Origin of the sequence: Amorphoplanes digitatis (assembly GCF_014205335.1) — a bacterium.
GTDB classification, from domain to species: Bacteria; Actinomycetota; Actinomycetes; order Mycobacteriales; family Micromonosporaceae; genus Actinoplanes; species Actinoplanes digitatus.
Window position 1 is genome coordinate 6110247 of the sequence record NZ_JACHNH010000001.1, and the last position, 18909, is coordinate 6129155.

9 protein-coding genes are annotated in these 18909 nt (G+C 72.9%); 3 read left to right on the top strand and 6 right to left on the bottom strand.

Going from position 1 to position 18909, the window contains the following annotated elements:
* The first annotated feature begins 197 nt into the window (after positions 1-197).
* Together BJ971_RS26865 and BJ971_RS26870 are read left to right on the top strand one after the other, a co-directional pair.
* Positions 198-1499: a lipase family protein gene (locus BJ971_RS26865; protein WP_239087142.1), complete on the top strand. Its 1302-nt coding sequence runs from the start codon at positions 198-200 to the stop codon at positions 1497-1499.
* A gap of 102 nt (positions 1500-1601) precedes the next feature.
* Positions 1602-3356: a M20/M25/M40 family metallo-hydrolase gene (locus tag BJ971_RS26870; protein ID WP_184995977.1), complete on the top strand. Its 1755-nt coding sequence runs from the start codon at positions 1602-1604 to the stop codon at positions 3354-3356.
* 54 nt (positions 3357-3410) lie between these two features.
* On the opposite strand, the gene BJ971_RS26875 is transcribed toward BJ971_RS26870, so the two are convergent.
* The 6 genes from BJ971_RS26875 to BJ971_RS26900 all read right to left on the bottom strand — a co-directional run bounded on the left by BJ971_RS26875 (position 3411) and on the right by BJ971_RS26900 (position 17395).
* A complete protein-coding gene (locus BJ971_RS26875; RefSeq protein WP_184995978.1) occupies positions 3411-4499 on the bottom strand; it encodes a hypothetical protein in 1089 nt (362 codons plus the stop codon).
* Positions 4500-4526: 27 nt separating this feature from the next.
* Positions 4527-5714: a hypothetical protein gene (locus tag BJ971_RS26880; RefSeq protein ID WP_184995979.1), complete on the bottom strand. Its 1188-nt coding sequence runs from the start codon at positions 5712-5714 to the stop codon at positions 4527-4529.
* Between the two features lie 64 nt (positions 5715-5778).
* Complete coding sequence (locus BJ971_RS26885) at positions 5779-6936, bottom strand: hypothetical protein (protein ID WP_184995980.1); 1158 nt, start codon at positions 6934-6936, stop codon at positions 5779-5781.
* Between the two features lie 17 nt (positions 6937-6953).
* On the bottom strand, positions 6954-10397 hold the full coding sequence (locus tag BJ971_RS26890; RefSeq protein WP_184995981.1) for an ATP-binding protein: 3444 nt from the start codon (positions 10395-10397) through the stop codon (positions 6954-6956).
* A gap of 84 nt (positions 10398-10481) precedes the next feature.
* Positions 10482-15761 carry a non-ribosomal peptide synthetase/MFS transporter gene (locus tag BJ971_RS26895; protein WP_184995982.1) on the bottom strand — a complete coding sequence of 1760 codons (5280 nt, stop codon included), beginning with the start codon at positions 15759-15761 and terminating at the stop codon, positions 10482-10484.
* Positions 15758-17395: a non-ribosomal peptide synthetase gene (locus BJ971_RS26900; RefSeq protein WP_184995983.1), complete on the bottom strand. Its 1638-nt coding sequence runs from the start codon at positions 17393-17395 to the stop codon at positions 15758-15760. The genes BJ971_RS26895 and BJ971_RS26900 overlap by 4 nt, the downstream gene beginning before the upstream one ends.
* Before the next feature lie 410 nt (positions 17396-17805).
* On the opposite strand from BJ971_RS26900, the gene BJ971_RS26905 reads away from it, so the two are divergent.
* Positions 17806-18783, top strand: a complete 978-nt coding sequence (locus BJ971_RS26905; protein WP_184995984.1) for a pectate lyase family protein — start codon at positions 17806-17808, stop codon at positions 18781-18783.
* Positions 18784-18909: the final 126 nt, after the last annotated feature.

Consider the following 18909-nt stretch of genomic DNA (forward strand, 5'->3'; position numbering starts at 1 on the left):
TGTGCCCGGTTCGGAAGGCGCTACGGGGTTGTCCGGACAAGCCCGTACAGGCCCGAGTGAGAAATGAAGGCCCTGGAACTTCTCATTTGTAATAGTTACCGTCCGGTAACCGCGCGGCCACATCCCCGCAACGAGTGGATCGCGCTGAGCCGACGGAGGCCGCCATGTCCACCCGCACCCGCATATCCGCTGCGCTGTTGACCGCATCGATCGTGGGCGCGGGCATCGCACCCCTTCCCGCCGGGGCCGCCGACAACGTCGTCACGTCCCGGGGCATCCCGATTCCCGCCTTCTACACGCCGCCCTCGACGCTGCCCGCGGAGAACGGCGCGCTGATCCGCACCGAGCCCCTGCCGCTGGCCCTGTCGTTGCCGGGCATCAACGGCCGGCTGCCCGGCGACGCGACCCGGATCATGTACAGGTCCACCGATTCGGGCGGCGGGCCGGTCGCCGTCACCGGGGCCTACCTCGAACCGGCCGCGCCCTGGCTGGGGTTGGGACCACGCCCGCTGGTCGTCCTCGCGCCCGGCACCATGGGCCAGGGCGACCAGTGCTCCACCTCCCTGGCCCTGCAACACGGCCTGATCCTGGGAATCGGCCAGGAACAGTCCACCGTGTCGATCGGCTACGAGATCCTGGCCATCTACCGGCTCCTCGCGCAGGGCATCGCCGTCGTGCAGACCGACTACATCGGGCTCGGCACCACCGACCGGCTGCACACCTACATCAACCGCGTGGACTCCGGGCACGCCGTGCTTGACGCCGCCCGGGCGGCCAAGGCACTCCCGGACACCTCGGTCACCGCCAGGTCGGCCGTCGGCCTGTACGGGTACAGCCAGGGCGGCGGCGCGGTGGCCTCGGCCGCGGAACTCCAGTCGTCGTACGCGCCCGACGTGCGGCTGAAGGCCACCTACGCGGGCGCGCCACCGGCCGACATCGCCGACGTCACGGCGGCGATCGACGGCAGCGAGCTGGCGGGTGCGCTGGGCTGGTCGGTGAACGGGTTCGTCCAGTCCGAGCCGGACCTGCGACCGCTGCTCGACCGGCACCTCAGCGACACCGGCCGGGCCGTGCTCAAGGACCTCTCCACCATGTGCGTCGGTGACGCGCTCTTCGCATACGGCAACCGGCACAGCTCGCAGTGGACGGTGAACGGCGAGTCCGTGGTCGACATCATCCGGGCCGAACCGCTGCTGCGGGACTACCTCGGCGCGCAGCGCGTCGGCAACCGCAAGCCGGCCGGCATCGTCCGGGTGGCCACCGGCGTCTTCGACAATGCCGTACCGCACGGCCAGGCCCGGACGCTGGCCGTCGACTGGTGCCGGCTCGGCGGCGACGTCGTCTACGCACCGGTCGTCCTGCCCGATGCCGGCAACCCGCTGCTGAACCACTTCGGACCGCTGGTGACCGACCAGGGCACGGCCGTGGACTGGCTCGCCCACCGGCTCGCGGGCCTGCCGGCACCGTCCACCTGCGCGATCCTGCCCCTCCAGCCATGACCGGGTGCCTAAGAATATAAGCATTTCAATATCTTGTTTCCGGCGGCGGTTCCTGTTCTCCTACGGCCAGCCGTGAATCGGCCTCGACCATAGGAGCACCGCATGAGACTCAGAACGGTGACGGCAGGACCTGCCCTAGCTGTTTTCGCCGCGGCGACGCTGGCGCTCACCGCGCAGCCGGCGGCGGCCGCGCCCGGCGGAGCGCCGTCCGGCTCATCCACGCCGGCATCCAGCGCCGCCCTGCTGGCCGCTCCGCCGGCCGTCCCTCTCGCCAACGTCCAGGCACACTTGCAGCAACTGCAGAACTTCGCCACCAGCAACGGCGGCAACCGGGCCACCGGCACCGGGGGTCACACCGCGACAACGACATATCTCCAGCAGAAGCTGCAAGCGGCCGGCTACACCGTCACCATGCAGACCTGCACCACGTGCAACGGCTCCGCGAAGAACGTCATCGCCGACTGGCCGGGCGGCAACACCAGCAACACCTACATGATCGGCGGACACTCCGACGGCGTGTCGGCCGGTCCCGGCATCAACGACGACGGCTCCGGCACGGCCTCACTGCTCGAGGTCGCGCTCCAGCTGGCCGCGAGCAACCCGACGATGACCAACCACCTCCGGTTCGGCTTCTGGGCCGGCGAGGAGCAGGGGCTGATCGGCTCCAAGTTCTACATCAACTCGCTGACCACGGCCCAGAAGTCCGCGATCAAGGCGTACGGCTCGTTCGACATGGTCGCCTCCACCAACGGCGGCTACTTCGTCACCGGCACCGACGCGGTCGCCGTGAAGCTGCGCGAGTACTTCACCTCGATCAACGTAGCGACCGAGACGTCGACCGAGTGCTGTAGCGACGACGGCTCGTTCCGCAACGGCGGCATCCCGGCGTCGCTCAACTTCACCGGGGCCAGTTACACGAAGACCAGCGCGCAGGTGACCAAGTGGGGCGGCACCGCCGGGCAGCCGTACGACCCCTGCTACCACAAGGCCTGCGACTCCTACCCGTCGAACATCAACACCACCTCGCTGGGCCGCTGGGCCAACGCCGAGATGTACGCCGCGTGGACCCTCACCACGAGCACGTCGACGGCCAACGACTTCTCGGTGTCGCTCAGCCCGAGCGCGGGCTCGGTGAACCCGGGCTCCTCGGCCACGGCCACCGTGAACACCGCCACCACGTCGGGCAGCGCGCAGACCGTCGCGCTGACGAGTTCCGGTGCTCCCGCCGGCGTCTCGGTGAGCTTCAGTCCCGCGTCGGTCACGTCGGGTGGATCGTCGACAATGACCGTCGCGACCACCACGGCCGCCGCGGCCGGTTCGTACACCATCACCGTGACGGGAACGGGCTCGGCGTCCCACAGCGCCTCGTACACGCTGACGGTCAACGGGACCGGCGGGTGCACCGGCGCCGGCCAGAAGCTCGGAAATCCCGGCTTCGAGACGGCGACGACACCGTGGACCGCTTCGACCGGGGTCATCGGCGCGAACACCGGCGACGGAGCGCCGCGAACCGGCACCCGTAGCGCGTGGCTCAACGGCAATGGTTCGACGAATACCGAAACCCTGTCCCAGTCGGTGACCCTTCCCACCGGCTGCAGCTCCTACACGCTGTCCTTCTACCTGAAGATCATCACGACGGAGACGACCACCAGCGTCCAGTACGACAAACTGACCGTGAAGGCCGGCACCACCACGTTGCAGGTGTTCTCCAACCTCAACGCCAGCGCGTACACCCTGCGCTCGTACAACCTGGCCGCCTTCGCCGGGCAGACCGTCACCCTCACCTTCACCGGGGTCGAGGACTCCTCGCTGAAGACGTCGTTCGTCATCGACGACACCGCGCTCAACGTCAGCTGACGGCAACCGGTCGATGCCGCAGGGCGGGCCACCACCCTGCGGCATCGACCCGGCTCATCCGCTGACGCGGAAGGCGATCCCGGACGATTGCCCGGTCGTGCCGTCGGACTGGGCACCGACCGCCCATTCCGTGCCGCCGTCCACCGTCGTCACGGCGGTCAGCTCGGGGTTGCCCACGCCGCCGTTGACGGTCACCGGGGTGACCGACCAGCTCGTGCCGTTCCATCGGGCGAGGGCGGGCAGGCTCGCGGAGTCCGTGCCGGCGACCCATACGTCGCTCGCCGAGCGTGCGGCGACGCTCCGCAGGTTCGCCAGCGGCGGTGCGGCGACCGTGTTCCAGGCAGTGCCGTCCCAGCGGAGGACGAGCGCTCCGCCGGAGGTCGAGCCGACGGCCCACGCGTCTGTCGCGGACAGGGCTACGACGTCGTAGAGGAACGTGCTGCCGTTGTTGGGACTGGTCACCTGGGTCCAGGCGGTGCCGTTCCAGTGCAGGATCGTCGACTGCCGGACCCGGTTGCCGTACGGGAGATTGAGCGAGTATCCGACGGCCCAGACGTCACCGCTCGCGGCGCCGTCCACTGCGGTCATGAAGTTGGTTCTGGTGCCCTGGCTGGGCGTCGGCACCGCGGTCCAGGCGGTGCCGTTGTAGTGCATGGCCAGCGTCTTGCGGAAGGTGGAGCCGGTCGAGGCGGTCTGCCCGACCGCCCACGCGTCGCTCGCCGAGAACGCCCGCACGGCGGCGAACTCGGTGTCCGTGCCGGCCGCCTTGGGCACGGCCTGCCTGCTCCACGCCGCGCCGTTCCAGCGCAACGCGACGGCGGACCTCGCCCCGCCGCTCCCGGCCGTCGAATTGCCGACCGCGAACGCGCTGACCGGTGAGGTCGCGTCGACCCCGGTCAGGGCGGCCCAGCCGTTCGGGTCGCCGGCGAGCAGATCCGGGCTGGGGAAGGTGCTCCACCGCGTACCGTCGAAGCGCTGGACCACCCCGTTGCCGTTGCCGCCGACGGCCCAGCCGTCGGAGGCCGTGACCGCGTCCACGCCGAGCAGGCCGCCGAAGAAGCCGGTCGACTGCACCGGGACCTGGGTCGCGGTCGCCGCCAGTGCGGGCGCGCCGGCGGCGAGCACCAGCCCGGCGACACTCATGGCTGCTATTCCCATCGTCGGTCCCCCTCAGGTTCCGCTGCCGCGCACGGACAGCGTGTGGTCGGTGAAGGCGCCGAGGTCGCCCGAGAAGTCGGTGCGGGTTCCGGCGGCGAACACCGTCGGCCCGCCGGTCGCCGCGACGCCGGCGAGCATGCCGCCGAACTCCTGCCGCGGCACGCTCTCGGCGGTGAAAGCGGTCCCGTTCCACCGCAGCACGAGTGGCTGCCGGTCGCTGCCGGAGCTGGTGTAGCCGACCGCCCACACCTGGTTCGCGGCGGTTCCGGCGACGCCGTACAGGATGTTGTTGCCGGAGCCGGTCGCCGCCGGGATCGCCGCCTCGCTCCAGGCCGAGCCGTTCCAGTGGTACGCCACCGGCTCGCGGTAGCCGTTCTTGGAGCCGACGGCCCAGACGTCGTTCGCGCTCACGGCGGTCACCGAGTGCAGGAACGTGCCGGTACCCGACTGCGGCAGCTCGGTCTCGGTCCAGCCGTTGCCGTCGTAGTGGACTGCCAGCGGATGCGCGAGGACCCCGCTCTCGCCGCTGTTGGTGTAGTAGCCGACCGCCCACACGTCGTTCGGTGCGGCGCCGGCGATGCCTTCGAGGCTGTTGCCGGACGTGCCGGGGCCGGGCGCGGTCGCCTGGGTCCAGGCGGTGCCGTTCCAGTGCAGGAGCAGCGCCTCGCCGTGCAGGGAGGCGTCGTAGTACCAGCCGACCGACCAGGCGTCCGAGGGGCCGAACGCCTTGACGCCGTACAGCTGACGGAAGTTCGTGCCCGGTTGTGGCGTCGCGACGATCGACCACCTGCTGCCGTTCCACCGCATCGCCAGGGTGTTGCGCGGCATGCCGTTGACGCCCGAGGCGCCGTTGGCGTAGCCGACCGCCCAGGCGTTCGTGGCGGAGGTGGCGTCGACGTCGCGCAGTTCGTTGTAGTAGGCCGTCGCGTTCGGGCTGGTCACCGTCGACCAGGACGTGCCGTTCCAGCGCTCGACGAGGGTGCGGGGAGCGGCCAGGTTCGCGTCGTACGAGCTGCCGACCGCCCACGCGGAGGTCGCCGACAGCGCGGCGCTGCCGTACAGCTCGTTGGCGATGGCACCGCGGTTCGGTGTGCTCAGGACGGCCCAGGAGGTGGCCGCCTCGGCCGGGGCGGCGGCGACCGCCGCGAGCACGATTCCCGCGCCCGCGGCGATGCCTGCCCGGCATCTTCTTCGGTCCATCGCCGCACCGTCGCACCGAGGGCTGAAACACCCCTGACGCGGCGCGGAAAGACCGGCCCGGCGATCAGCCCCGATGGATCATGCGGGGTGCGACGGCCGGCGGGTCCGACCAGCCGACCGCCCACAGCTCGCCGGTCTCCGGTACGCCGGCCGCGGCGAAGATCGGCGTGGCCGAGCCCAGTTCGCCCTGGTTGCCGCCCGGCGGCGGGAGCGTCGGCAGGCCGGTGTCCTCCGCGGTGAACCGCTTGCCGTCCCAGTGCTCGACGTGGTCGGCCTTCCTGTTGTTGGGCAGGAGCTGGTAGCCCAGCGTCCACACGTCGTCCGGGCCGAACGCGACGAGCGCGGCCACCTCGGTGCCGCCGATCGGCGGCACCGGCTGCCAGCCCGCCGCGGTGAGGTGCCAGACCGCCGCCGCGCAGGCGAGACCGCAGGTCCGGCCGGCCGCCCAGACGTCCCCGGGCCCCGCGACGGCCACCGCGTCCAGCGTGGTGCCGGCCGGCGTGGACAGCTCCGCGCGCGACCAGGTGGCGCCGTCGAAGTGCAGCACCAGCCCATGACCGGCGCCGGTGGCCGTGTCGACCTCGGTCCCGACGGCCCAGACGTCGTCGGCCGCGGCCGCCGCGACGGCGACGAGCCCGCCGGAGGCACCCGCCGACTTCGGTACGGGCGAACCGATCCACTCACCGGCCCGCCAGCGCAGGATCAGCGGCTGCGCCAGGCTGCCGGTCGAGGTCTCCCCCACCGCCCAGCCGTCGCCGGCGGTACGCATGTCGATGGCGTCGAGGTCGTTGGCCGACCCGGCGGGCAGCGCCGGCGTGGGCACCGGCCGCCAGGTGAGTCCGTCGTAGTGCAGCACGCTCGGCGTCGACGGCGAGTTCGGTGCGAGGCCGGGCGCGGTGCTGCCGACGGCCCAGACGTCGCCGGCGCCGACGGCGTCCACCCCCGTGAGGTACGCGTCCTGCGGCAGCGCGGGCAGTGCGGGAACCGTCCACGCGGTGCCGTCCCAGTGCGCGAGCAGCGGATGCACCTGGGTCTTGTCCCACCAGGCACCGCCCACCCACAGGTCCCGGGCGGAGACGGCGGTGACGGCGCGCAACTGGCTGTTGGCGACGCCGGCGGGCAACGGCACGGCGGGGACGAAGGTCCACTTGGGCGCCGCCGCACCCGCCGCGGCGACCAGCGCAAGCGCCGCGATCGCGGCGGTCGAAATCCTGATCTTCATTCGGTCTCCATCCGGGTTCAGGCGGGACAGGAATGTTCCGTGGCCGAGGCGAGCCCTCGCAGGTAGGAGTCGGCGGCCCGCTGCCACGCCGGCGGCTCGCCCCACCCGTCGGCCGCGGCTTCCGGCGCGACGAGCCGCAGCCCCAGGTGGCGGGCGAGCGGGTACGGCCGGGAGAGGACGAGGAACTCGGCCACCGCCGCCTCGGCGTCCGCGCGCCTGCCGCCCCGGCCGGCGAGCAGCGCACCGGCGAGCGGCACGAACTGGCGGTTCCACCGCGCCTGTGCCTGCGCGGAGGAGGCGACCCTCGCGCACTCCGCGTCGCCGGCCCGGCCGGCGAGCACGGCGAGGAACAGCCGCGGCCCGTGCAGGTAGGAGACGTACGCGGCGGGCCGGCGGCCCTCCTGCTCGGCGGCGAGGTCGGCCTCGGCCAGGGCCCGGCCGGTGTCGGAGTGCAGCAGGTGGCAGAAGACGACGCCGAAGCCGTGCACGGCGCTGGCCAGGTCGTCCTGCTCGCCGCCCCGGGCACGGAACGCGTCGAGCAGCTCCGCCACCACCGCTCGCTGCCCCTGATGCGCCGCCGCCATGATCCGTACGCCGAGGGCCTCCAGCCGGATGTGATCCAGCCGCAGCCGGGCCGCGTCGCGCTCGCAGCGGGCGGCGCTGTCCGCGGCGGCCGCGGCCTCGCCCCGGCACAGCCGCACGACCGACAGCTCCAGCTCGATGTCGAGGGCCGTGACCACCGTCCCGGCCTGCCGGGCCACCGACAGCGCCTCCACGAGCCGGCGGGGATCGCCGTCGCGGATCCCCTCGTCCGTGCCCAACTGGTAGAGGAAGTTGATCCGCCAGCCGATCAGGTTGTGCGCCGTCGCGATGGTCAGGCCCCGCTCGTAGAGCACGTCCGCCTCGGCGAGGTCGTGCAGGCGGGCGCAGCGGCCGAGCGTGTCGAGCGCGCTGCACGACGTCTCGGGCCGGCCGATCTCGACGGCGGCCCGCAGCGCCCGGCCGGCCAGCCGGCGTGCCCGGCCCAGTCGGTCCGGCGTGGTCGCGTCGCAGATCGCCACCTGCGCCTCGATCGCGTCGAGGCGGGCGGCGACGGCCCGCGCCGGTGCCGGGCCGGCGTGCAACCGGGCCTCCCCGATCTCGTACCGGGCCTCGGTCCAGTCTCCGGCGGCGGTCGCGACCTCGGCGAGACGCAGGTGCAGGGACGCCTGACGGCCCGGCAGGACGCTGCGGGCCAGGCCGGCGCCCAGGGCGTACGCGTCGCCGACCCGCCCGGCGGCGGCGTACGCGCTGACCAGCGCCTCACCGAGATCGGTCGCGAGTTCGCCGCTGAGATCGCGCTCGACCATGGACAGGGCGCGTTCCAGCAGCACGATCGCGGTCGCGACGGCGCCCTGGACTGATGCCTGCCGGCCGGCCGCGACCAGGCGGGTGGCGGCCAGCGCCGGCTCGCTCGCCGTGCTCCACAGCTCGGCCAGGAGCTGGTCGCTGCCGTGGAACCGGCCGACCGCGGCCTCGGCGAGGAACTGCGCCGCCCGCCGGGCCAGGTCCGCCCGGTCGGCGGGCAGCATGGCCGAGCGCAGCGCCTCGGCGGTCATCGCGTGGCGGAACGAGTACCAGTGCGGGTCGTCGTCCTGGACGGACACGAGCTGGTGTGCGACCGCTTCGGTCAGGCCGTCGAGCAGCCGCGCGCCGGAGACGCCGGCCGCCGCACCGGCGGCCGCGGACGGGAACTGCCGGCCGAAGAGAGCGCCGGCGCGCAGGACGGCCCGGGCGTCCGCGCCGAGCCGCTCGACCCGGGCGGCAAGGGTCTCGCCGAGGCTCGGCGGAACCGCCGGGTCCAGCGGCCCGCTGACCTCCCAGCGGCCGGCGGCCCAGCTCAGCGTCCCGTCGTCGGCGAATCCGGCGAGCAGCTCCTCGACGTGCAGCGGGAGGCCGTCGGCGCTGCTCAGCAGCCGGCCGGCGACCGGCTCGGGCAGCTGACCGGCGGCCACGCCGAGACAACCCGCGGCCAGCTCCCGGACCTCGTGCTCGGACAGGCGCGACAGTTCGACGAGGCGGCCGGCCCGCCGCTGCCGCGCGCCGCGGGCCACCGCGAGCGCCGCCGCCGGGTAGCGGCGGCAGGTGCCCAGCAGCAGCAGGCGCTCCGCGTGCGCGTTGTCCACCAGGTAGTCGACGATGGCGAGGGTGTCCGCGTCGGCGTCGTGCAGGTCCTCCAGCACCAGCAGGCAGCCGTCGCCGCCGCTGAGCACCGTGACCAGGCGCAGCACCGCCTCGGCGAGGATCACCGGTGACTCGTCCGGCGCGGCCGGTGCGGCCTCGCGCAGCCGCGGCGTCTCGCGCAGCTGCGGCACCAGACGGGCCAGGGCGTACCGGTAGGGCAGGAGCCGGTCGTCGGCGGGCAGGCCGAAGCGCCGGATCGCCGACTGCAGCGCCTCGGTGAGCGGACGGAACTGCACCTGGGGCAGCGCGGCCCGGCCCCGGAACACGCGCAGGCCCCGCTGCTCGGCGTAGCGGGCCAGCTCGCCGGTCAGCCGGGTCTTGCCGATGCCCGGCTCGCCGACGATGAACGCGGTGCCACCGGACTCGCGCGCGGCGGCGTCCACCAGGGACCGCAACACCGCCAGCTCGCGCTCCCGTCCCACCAGCGGCGCGCCGCCGAGCCGCGGCAGCCGCCCGGCCTCCGGCGGTCGCGGCCGCTCGGGTGCCGCCAGACCGGCGTCCTGGCGCAGAATCGCCACCTCGAGGCGGCGCAGCTCGGGTCCGACGTCGATGCCGAGCTCGTCGCCCAGCCGGCGGCGCAGCCGGCCGTACGCGTCCAGCGCGTCCGCCTGCCGCCCGGACCGGTACAACGCCAGGATCAGCTGTCCGTACACATGCTCGTCCAGCGGGTGGTCCCGGATCAGCTGCTCCAGCTCGGGCAGCAACTCGGCGTGCTGCCCCAGCGCCAGCCGGCCGTCGACCATCGCACGGACGGCCTGAGCCCGCAGTCCGTCCAGGCGCTGTGCCTGCTCGCGGAGCCACGGCGAGTCGTGCACCTCGATCAGCGACGCGCCGCGGAACAGCCGCAACGCCTCCCGCGTCCAGTGGACCCGATCGGCCGGGTCGGCCGACTGCTGCGCCCGCTGCATGAGGCTCGCGGCGCGTTCCGCGTCCACCGAGCCCGGCGGCAGGTCCATCAGATAGCCGGGCGGCCGCGAGACGATGACGTTGCGGCTGCCCATCGTCTGCCGCAGGTAGGACACGTGGCGTTGCAGCGTGTTCTCCCGGCCGGCCGGCGCCGCGTCACCCCAGACGATGTCGATCAAACGGTCGGTGCTGACGATCCGGCCACGCTCCAGCGCCAGCGCGGCCAACAGCGATTTGCGCCGCAGCCCGGGCAGGGGCCGGGCCTCGCCGGCGAGGACGATGTCGACCGAGCCGAGCAACCTCACCTGCACAGACCCGGGTTCGCTATGCACCCGGCGAGGGTAGCGGCGGGTGCGCGGCGATCGGACGGCAAAGTCAGCCATGCGACGGCGTCCGATCACCGCCCATTTCATCGTCTATTGGATACCTTGCACCCGATCGGCCTCCCGCTGGAGCTCGTCCCGGTCCCAGGTCACCACCGCGCCCGGTATCGCGTCGGGCAGGACGTCCTCCATGTGGTGCAGCGTGCGCCAGCGCAGGCCGGCGACCCCGAGCGCGATCTGCGCGAGGCCGAGCAGCACCACCAGCAGCGCCATGCCGCGTCCCGGCCCGACGCCGAGCACCGCGCCGGCCGAGGAGCTCAGCGGGCCGCCCGCGCGCATGGCCGGCTCGAGGAGCCGGTCGGCGAGCCAGCCGGCGCACAGGTAGCCAAGCGGTTCCGTGAGGTTCGCGACCAGGCGGTTGCTGGCCAGGACCCGCCCCTGAAGCTCCATGCCGACCTTGGTCTGGATCATGGTCTGCCAGTGTCCGTTGAGGAGCGCGAGCGAGGCCGCGATCGCGGCCAGCCCGGCGCCGAGCAGCGGCGCCGACGGCCGGAGCCCGACGAGGATCATGCCGGCGCCGGTCAGCAGGACGAAGCCGATCATGCCGGTGGCGCGGCGGGCGAAGCCGCCCCAGAGCGCCATCGCGACGCCGCCGGCGATGCCGCCGATCGCACCGGCCGTCGAGGCCGCGGCCAGCGTGCCGGCCGACATGAAGGACAGGGCCAGCGGCGTGGTCAAGGCGATCGCGAAGCCGAGCATCAAGTTGTACGCGAGGAAGTAGCCGATCATCGCCACGAAACTGGGCCGCCGTGCCATGTAGCGGACTCCCCCGGCGATCTCCCTCCAGATGGACTCCTCACGCTGCCGGAACAGCAGGTCGGGGAAGCGCACCACGGCCAGCGTGGCGAGCGAGACGACCACGGTCGCGAGATCGACGATCAGCAGACCGCGCAGCCCGACGGCGACGATCAGCACCCCGCCCAGCAGCGGCCCGGTCGCCTGGCTCACCGCGACCAGTGCCTGGGTGATGCCGTTGGTCCGGCCCAGATACCGCTTGGGCACGAGCTGGGTCGTGGCGGCCAGGTAGGCGGGTTGCTGGAACGCCGCCGCGATCGCGCTCAGGCCGGCGGCTATGTAGAGGTGCCAGACGTGCAGCGAGCCGGTCGCGAACAGCGCCAGGCACAGGCCGCTCCCGGCCAGCGCGACCAGGTCCCCGATGATCATTACCAGCCGTCTGTTCCAGCGGTCGGCCGCGGCTCCGGCGAACGGCAACACCAGCAGCGCCGGCAGCAGGCCGAAGACCAGGATCACCGAGAACTGGGTGGCGCTGCCGGTGGCCAGGTACACCCACACGCCGAGCCCGAACGCCAGCGCCCGGGTGCCGATCATGGACACCAGCTGGCCGAGGGTCACCAGGGCGAATCCCCTCAGCCTCGCCTCGGCCTTCTTCTCCACGGCGACCGGCTCATACCCCTCGAACCAGGAGGTGATGGCGGTGGCCAGCCGGCCGGCCTGGTGCTTGAGGAAGAAGTGGCCGGCGTCCGGGATCACGGCCAGCGCCGTCGAGGCGCAGTGCGTGTCCCACTCGTGGTAGCGCTCCTCGTGGAACTCGGTCAGCCGGTCGCGCTCGCCGACGACCACCAGCGCGCGCAGGGTCGGTGCGGGGTCCGGCCGGTGGAACTGCCGGGTGTAGAACTGCTCGGCCTGCCGGTTGTCGTGCCGCAGCGCGCGCAGGATGTACGCCTGCTCGGCCGGCTCGAGGTCCTCGGTCAGGCCACCGATCCCGCGCAGCGTGTCGCGGTACAACCGGTCGGAGCGCCAGCGGTCGCTCGGCAGGAGCCTGGCCCACAGGTCGAACAGCCGGCCGGGCAGCCGGGGCGCCGGGAAGGCGCCGCCGAACACGACGCCGGCCACCTCGCCGCCCCCGGCCTCGAGCCGGCGGGCGATCTCGAGGGCGAGCGCGGCGCCCAGGCAGTGCCCGTACACGATGACGGGGCCGGTGATGCTCGCCCGGATCTCCGCCACGCAGCGCCCGGCGAGGTCGTCCCAGGGCTGCAAGGGCGATTCCGGCCGGCCGAAGTCGTGCCCGGGCGGATCGAGGGCGTAGAGCGGGAAGCCGGCCGGAAGGGCGGCCGCCAGCTCCCGGAACGCCGACGCGTTGCCACCGCCGAACGGCACCGCGACGATGGTCGCCCGGGTGACCGCGGCGGATCGGGCGCCCGGCAGCCGGTAGAGCAGCGCGTCGGCCGCGGCCGGCCGCCGGAGCAGGTCCGAGAGCTCGCGGATGGTCGGATGCTGGAAGACCGCGGCGACGCGCAGGCCGTCGCCGACCTCCCGGGCCATCCGCATCGCGGTGAACGAGTCGCCGCCGAGCGCGAAGAAGTCGTCGTCGATGCCGACCTCGTCCAGTTCGAGGAGCTCGCACCAGATCGCGGCGATCCGCCGGTCGTCCGGGTCGCGGGCCGGGGTCGCCGTCCCGGTGCCGGCCGGGCGCGACACCGGCTCGGGAAGTGCCCGCTGGTCGAGCTTGCCGTTCGGGGTCAGCGGCAGCCGGTCCAGGTGCACGAACTGGCTGGGCACCAGGTACGGCGGCAGCTTGCCACGCGCGTACTCGTACAGCGGCGCGGTCGCCTCGCCGACGTAGTAGGCGACCAGCCTGTCCTGCCGCACGACGACCGCGGCGTCGGCCACGTCGGGGTGACCGCGCAGCACGGCCTCGACGTGGCCCGGCTCGACCCGGTAGCCGCGGATCTTCACCTGGCGGTCGAGGCGGCCGAGGAACTCGAACTCCCCGTCGGGCCGCAGGCGGACCCGGTCGCCGGAACGGTAGGCCCGGGCGCTCTCCGCCGCGGAGAACGGGTCCTGGGTGAACCGCGGATCGTCGACCGACAGATAGCCGCGCGCCACGCCGGCCCCGCTGATCAACAGCTCGCCGGCCGCGCCGACGGGCACCGGGCGTAGCCGGGCGTCCACCACGACGGCGCCGACGTGCGGGATCGGAGAACCGAGGGACACGACGGTGTCGCCGGGCGCCGGTCGTCGCGCGGGTACCCGGTTGGCCAGCACCGCGACGGTCGTCTCCGACGGCCCGTAGGTGTTCCAGACGGTGCAGTCCGGGCGTACCTGCCGCACCGCGTCGACCAGGTCCCACGGGCAGGCCTCCCCGGCCAGCATCAGATGCCGTACGGGAACGACGTCGGCCAGCAGCCCCGCGTCCTGGATGGCCTTGAGGTGGCTCGGTACCAGTTTGAGGACGTCGATCCGGTGCTCGCGGAAGTATCCGGCGAGCCGGTCGGGGTCGACGGCCCACTCGTAGGGCAGCACGTGGACGAGGCCGCCGGTGGCGAGGGCGCCGTACAGGTTGGTGAGGCCCAGGTCGGCGGCGAGCGTCGACACCAGCGCGAAGCTCGACCCGTCCTCGACCGCCAGCAGGCCGAGGATTCCGGTCAGGTAGTTGGTGAAGTTGCGGTGCTCGACCACCACGCCCTTCGGCCGGCCGGTGGAGCCCGAGGTGTATATGACGTACATCGGATCGTCGGCGGCGACCGCGAGCCGCGGATCGCCGGCCGGCTGCCCGGCGAGCGGGAGCTCCTCCAGCACGGCGAGCTCGATCTCCGCGGGCAGTTGCGCGGCCACCTCGGAGAGGTCGACCTCGGCGTGGGTGAGCAGCAGCCGGGAGCCGGACTCGGCGAGCACCCGGACGACGTGGCCGGCCGGCGCGGTCGGGTCGAGCGGGAGGTAGGCCGCGCCCGCCTTCTGCACCGCGAGCATCGCGACGACGCAGTCCACGGATCGTTCGAGCAGCAGCGCGACCAGGTCACCCGCGCCGACGCCGGCCCCTATCAGGTACCGGGCCAGCCGGTTGGCCCGGGTGTTGAGGTCGCCGTAGCCGACGACGTCGTCGCGGCACCGTACGGCCGCCGCCGACGGGGTGGCGGCGGCGTGCGCCTCGAAGCGCGCCAGCAGCGGCGGGCGGTCCGGTGCCGCCTCGGTGAACGTCGCCGCCCGCCGCACCAGGGCCCGGTCCGCCGACGGCATCGGCGGGAGGGCGGCGGTCGGCGCGTCGAGGTCACCGGCGAGCGTGTCGACGGTCTCGACGAGGTGCCGCCCGAGCCGGTCCACCGCCTCGCGGGAGAGCAGATCGGTCGCGTACGTCAGGGTGCAGCGCAGGTCGCCGTCGGTCTCGACCACCATGCAGGACAGATCGAACCGGGCACTCGAACGGCCGACCGGCAACGGCTCGACGGTCAGCCCGGGAACCGTCACGTCGCGGCCCGTCGCCGTGTAGTAGTTGAACATCACCTGGACGAGCTGGCCGGCGCTCAGGTCGCGCCGCGGGCCGAGCTCGGCCACCAGCCGGTCGAACGGAACGTCCTGGTGGTCGTAGGCGTCCAGGGCGCTCTCGTGCACCCGCGACACGAGCCGGCGGCAGGTCGGTGCGGGGCCCACGTCGAGCCGGAGGACGAGGGTGTTGACGAAGCAGCCGATCAGGTGCTCGACCTCCGGGCGGTCGCGTCCCGCCACCGGCACGCCGACCACGACGTCCTCGGTGGCGCAGTGCCGGTGCAGCACGTGCGCGAACGCCGTCAGCAGCAGAGCGAAAGGCGTCACTCCGGCCTCCCGGGCGGCAGCCCGTACGCGCTCACCGTCGAGCGCGAAGCTGACCTCGGCGCCGCGGTGGTCGCGGACGGCCGGCCGGGGCCGGTCCAGCGGCAGTTCGAGGACCGGCGGCGCGCCGGCCAGCCGCTTGCGCCAGTACGCCAGCTGGTCCGGGTAGCTCTGCCGTCGTTCCCAGGCGGCGAAGTCGGCGTACTGGATCGGCAGGTCGGCCAGGCTGCCGGGCCGGGCGTACGCGTCAAGGAACTCCCTGACCAGCAGCCGCGACGACCACGCGTCGGCCGCGATGTGGTGAATCACGAACAGCAGGGCATGCCCGCCGTCGGGCAGGCTCGCCAGCACCGCCCGCAGCGGGAACTCATCCTCGAGCCGGAACGGCCGGGCCGCGATCCGTTCGAAGTCCGTGACGGCGGCGTACTCGAGGGCCGGCCCCTCGTCGGCGACGAGCAGTTCGTCGTCGCCGGCGCAGGTGCTCCGGAGCACCTCGTGGCGCGCCACGACGGTCGCGAGCGCCGCACGCACCCGCCGCTCGTCGAGCGCGCCGGTCAGCCGCACCGCCTCGACGACGTGGTACGCGGCGCTGTCCGGCGCCACGCTCTGCAGAAAGTGGAAGCGGCGCTGCGCGAATGACATCGGCACCCGGCCGGCGGACCGGTCGGCGCGCGCGATCCCCTCGGTACCGATCAGCCGGCGCAGCTTCGTCCGCTGCGCCGGGCTCAGCCGCGCCAGCCGCTCCTGCACCGCGGCGGCCGTCATGACCGCTCCGCCTGTGCGAGGAGCTCCAGCAGCTCGGCGGGGTCGATCTGGGCCAGTTGCCGGTCGGCGATCTCCTGGGCGAGCAGGGCGACGGTGGGGTTGGCGAAGACATTGCGGACCGACAGCGCGACCCCGAAGTCGCGGCGGATCCGGGCGGCCAGCTGCATCGCGGTGATCGAGTCACCGCCGAGCAGAAAGAAGTCGTCGGCCGCGCCGACGTCCGGGGTGCCGAACAGCTCGGTCCACTGTGCGGCGACCCAGCGCTCCAGCTCGCCGGAGGGTCGCACGTGCACAGCGTCCGGCGCGGCGACGTCCAGGCGGTGCAGCGCGGCCCGGTCGATCTTGCCGTTCGGCAGCTGCGGCAGGGCCGGGACGGCGACGAACCGGGACGGCACCATCGCCGGCGGCACCACGGCCATCAGGTCCCGGCGTACGGCGGCGTCGTCGAACGGCACGCGGACCGGCACGACGTACGCCGTGAGCGGGCCGGTGGTGACGAAGACGTCGTGCACCTCGCCGCCGGCCCGGATCGACGCCGCCACCTCGGCCGGGTGGATCCGGACGCCGTTGACCTTCACCTCGTCGTCGCCGCGCCCGACGACGAGCAGGTCGCCCGCGTCGTCGAGCCGGCCGAGGTCACCGGTCCGGTAGGACGTCTCGCCGCCGGCCAGGCGGGTGAAGCGCGCCGCGGTCTCCTCGGGCAGGCCCAGGTAGCCGTGGCTGGAGTACCGGCTGACCAGCACGATCTCGCCGGTCTCGGCCAGGGTGAAGCCGGCACCCGGTACCGGCTTTCCGACCGGCAGCAGGCCGCTGGTCGACTCGAAACGCCGCAGCCGCTTGTAGACCTTGGGCAGGGTGGTCTCGGTGGTGCCGTAGAAGTTGACCCGGACCCGGGTCGCCGGAAACGTCTCGTGCCACTGCTCGACGAGCACGCCGGTCAGCGGCTCGCCCGCGAAGAACACCGTGCGCACCGACGGGCAGGGCGCAGCGCCGTAGCGCAGCCAGCTCCACGCGACCGACGGCACCACGTTGACGACGCTGATCCGCCGCCGGGTCAGCCAGGCGACCACCGCCTCCGGCGCCTCGGCCTCGCCCGGCGCCGGTATCACCAGCGTGCCGCCCGCCCACAGCGGCAGCATCACGTCGCGGACCATGACGTCGAAGCTCAGCGCGGTCAGGAACGCCACCCGGTCCCGCGCGCCGATGCCGAACTCCGCGACCTGCCAGTCGAGGAAGTGCCGGAGCCCGGCCGCGGACCCCAGCACCGGCTTCGGCGTGCCGGTCGAGCCCGAGGTGAAGAAGACGTACGCGCCGTCCTCGTGCGCCGGCCCCGCGGTGAGGTGCCGTTCGAGGATCTCCCGGCGTCCGGCCGGCAGCCCGGGGTCGATCGGCACGGCCACGCCTCCGAGCGCGAGCACGGCGAGGAAGTCGACGACGAACTCCGGCGATCTCGGGCGGCCGATGACGAACGGCACCCCCGGCCGTACCACCGGGGCGAGCTCGGCCTGCCGCCGATCGAGCCGGTCGGCGAGGTCCCGGTAGCTGATGGTCAGCCCGCCGCACTCGATGGCGCCGTGCGCCGGGCTGGTCTCGGCGTACCGGCGGATCCGCTCCACACTGCGTTCTACCCGCATGCTTCTTCTCCAACGTGTCCCCCCGGCGGGCGCGCAGCGGCCCGGACAGCCGGTCGGCCGCGACTATGGCAAGACGCGCTGAAGCGGCACGGAAACCGGCCTGACGCATGTCCGATCTGACTCCATGCGCCAACCACCCGTGCGGTGTCGTAGCGAAACACCAGGTCATCGTGAACCGGTTAAGCATCGCTCGATGAACGGCGCATTACATGGATTGACATCAATTAACAGCGGGCCTAGGTTCAGCGCGGGTAAGCGCTTACCTGCAGGCCGGAGCCTTGCGGCCGAACGGCTCCGCACATCTCAACAGGCGCCAACCCGGCCCACCCGCCCGTCACCGAGCGCGCGAGGGCCGGGTACCCCGCATGCCGCCCCGGCGGCATCCACTCCCCCGCAACGGAGGAACATCCATGTCCGCAACGGCCCGCACCTACCGCCGCCGCACCGTCGTCGCCGCCATCTCGGCCGGCATCCTGACCGTCGGTGGCACGCTGGTCCTCACCCAGGCCAGCGCGTCCGCCGCGTTCGAGTCCAGTCCGGTCGGGTTCGCCAGCATGAACGGCGGCACCAGCGGCGGCTCGTCCAGCACCGTGGTGACCGTGACCAGCGCGTCGGCGCTCAAGTCGGCGCTCAGCTCCGGCACCTCGCAGACCGTCCGGGTATCCGGCCTGATCTCGATCTCCGGCATGTACAGCGTCGCGTCGAACAAGACGGTCATCGGCGTCGGCTCGGGCTCCGGGATCACCGGCGGCGGCCTCAACCTCTCCGGCGTCCGGAACGTGATCATCCGAAACCTGGTGTTCCGCAACGCGAGCGACGACTCGATCAACGTCCAGTCGAGCACCACGAACGTCTGGATCGACCACAACGACCTGGCCAGCGGGTACGACGGCCTGATCGACATCAAGCGCGGGTCGGACTTCATCACGGTGTCGTGGAACCGCCTGCACGACCACGACAAGTCCATGCTGCTGGGCCACAGCGACGACAACTCCGGCGAGGACCTCGGCCACCTGCGGGTGACCTACGTGCACAACTGGTTCGAGGGCACCAACCAGCGGCACCCGCGGGTCCGGTTCGCCAACCCGGTGCACGTGCTCAACAACTACTACAGCAACGTCGGTTCGTACGGCGTCGCCTCCACCGAGAACGCCGGCGTCTACGTCGAGCGCAACTACTTCGAGAACGTGGCGAACCCGACGGTCACCCAGACCGGCGACTCCGCCGCCGGCAACATCAAGGTGCTGAACAACTACAAGGTCAACTCGGGCACCGAGCAGGTCCGCAACGGCGCCAGCGTCGCCGCGATCCCCTACTCCTACACCCCGCAGGCGAACAACACGGTCAAGGCCACCGTCACCGCGGGCGCCGGCACCGGCAAGATCTGAGCCACCCCGACGGCGGCGCCCACCCCCGGGCGCCGCCGTTCGGGATTTCGCGGGCTCGCCCTCTCCACCAGCGCTTTGGTCTGACGATGGGTGAGGCCGGGGATGGAACATAGAGAAAAATCATGT

What these genes read in the sequence shown, in the direction of transcription:
- BJ971_RS26870 (WP_184995977.1), top strand. Translation starts at nt 1,602, where the DNA reads ATGAGACTCAGAACGGTGACGGCAGGACCTGCCCTAGCTGTTTTCGCC.
- BJ971_RS26885 (WP_184995980.1), bottom strand. Translation starts at nt 6,936, where the DNA reads ATGAAGATCAGGATTTCGACCGCCGCGATCGCGGCGCTTGCGCTGGTC.
- BJ971_RS26900 (WP_184995983.1), bottom strand. Translation starts at nt 17,395, where the DNA reads ATGCGGGTAGAACGCAGTGTGGAGCGGATCCGCCGGTACGCCGAGACC.
- BJ971_RS26875 (WP_184995978.1), bottom strand. Translation starts at nt 4,499, where the DNA reads ATGAGTGTCGCCGGGCTGGTGCTCGCCGCCGGCGCGCCCGCACTGGCG.
- BJ971_RS26895 (WP_184995982.1), bottom strand. Translation starts at nt 15,761, where the DNA reads ATGACGGCCGCCGCGGTGCAGGAGCGGCTGGCGCGGCTGAGCCCGGCG.
- BJ971_RS26905 (WP_184995984.1), top strand. Translation starts at nt 17,806, where the DNA reads ATGTCCGCAACGGCCCGCACCTACCGCCGCCGCACCGTCGTCGCCGCC.
- BJ971_RS26880 (WP_184995979.1), bottom strand. Translation starts at nt 5,714, where the DNA reads ATGGACCGAAGAAGATGCCGGGCAGGCATCGCCGCGGGCGCGGGAATC.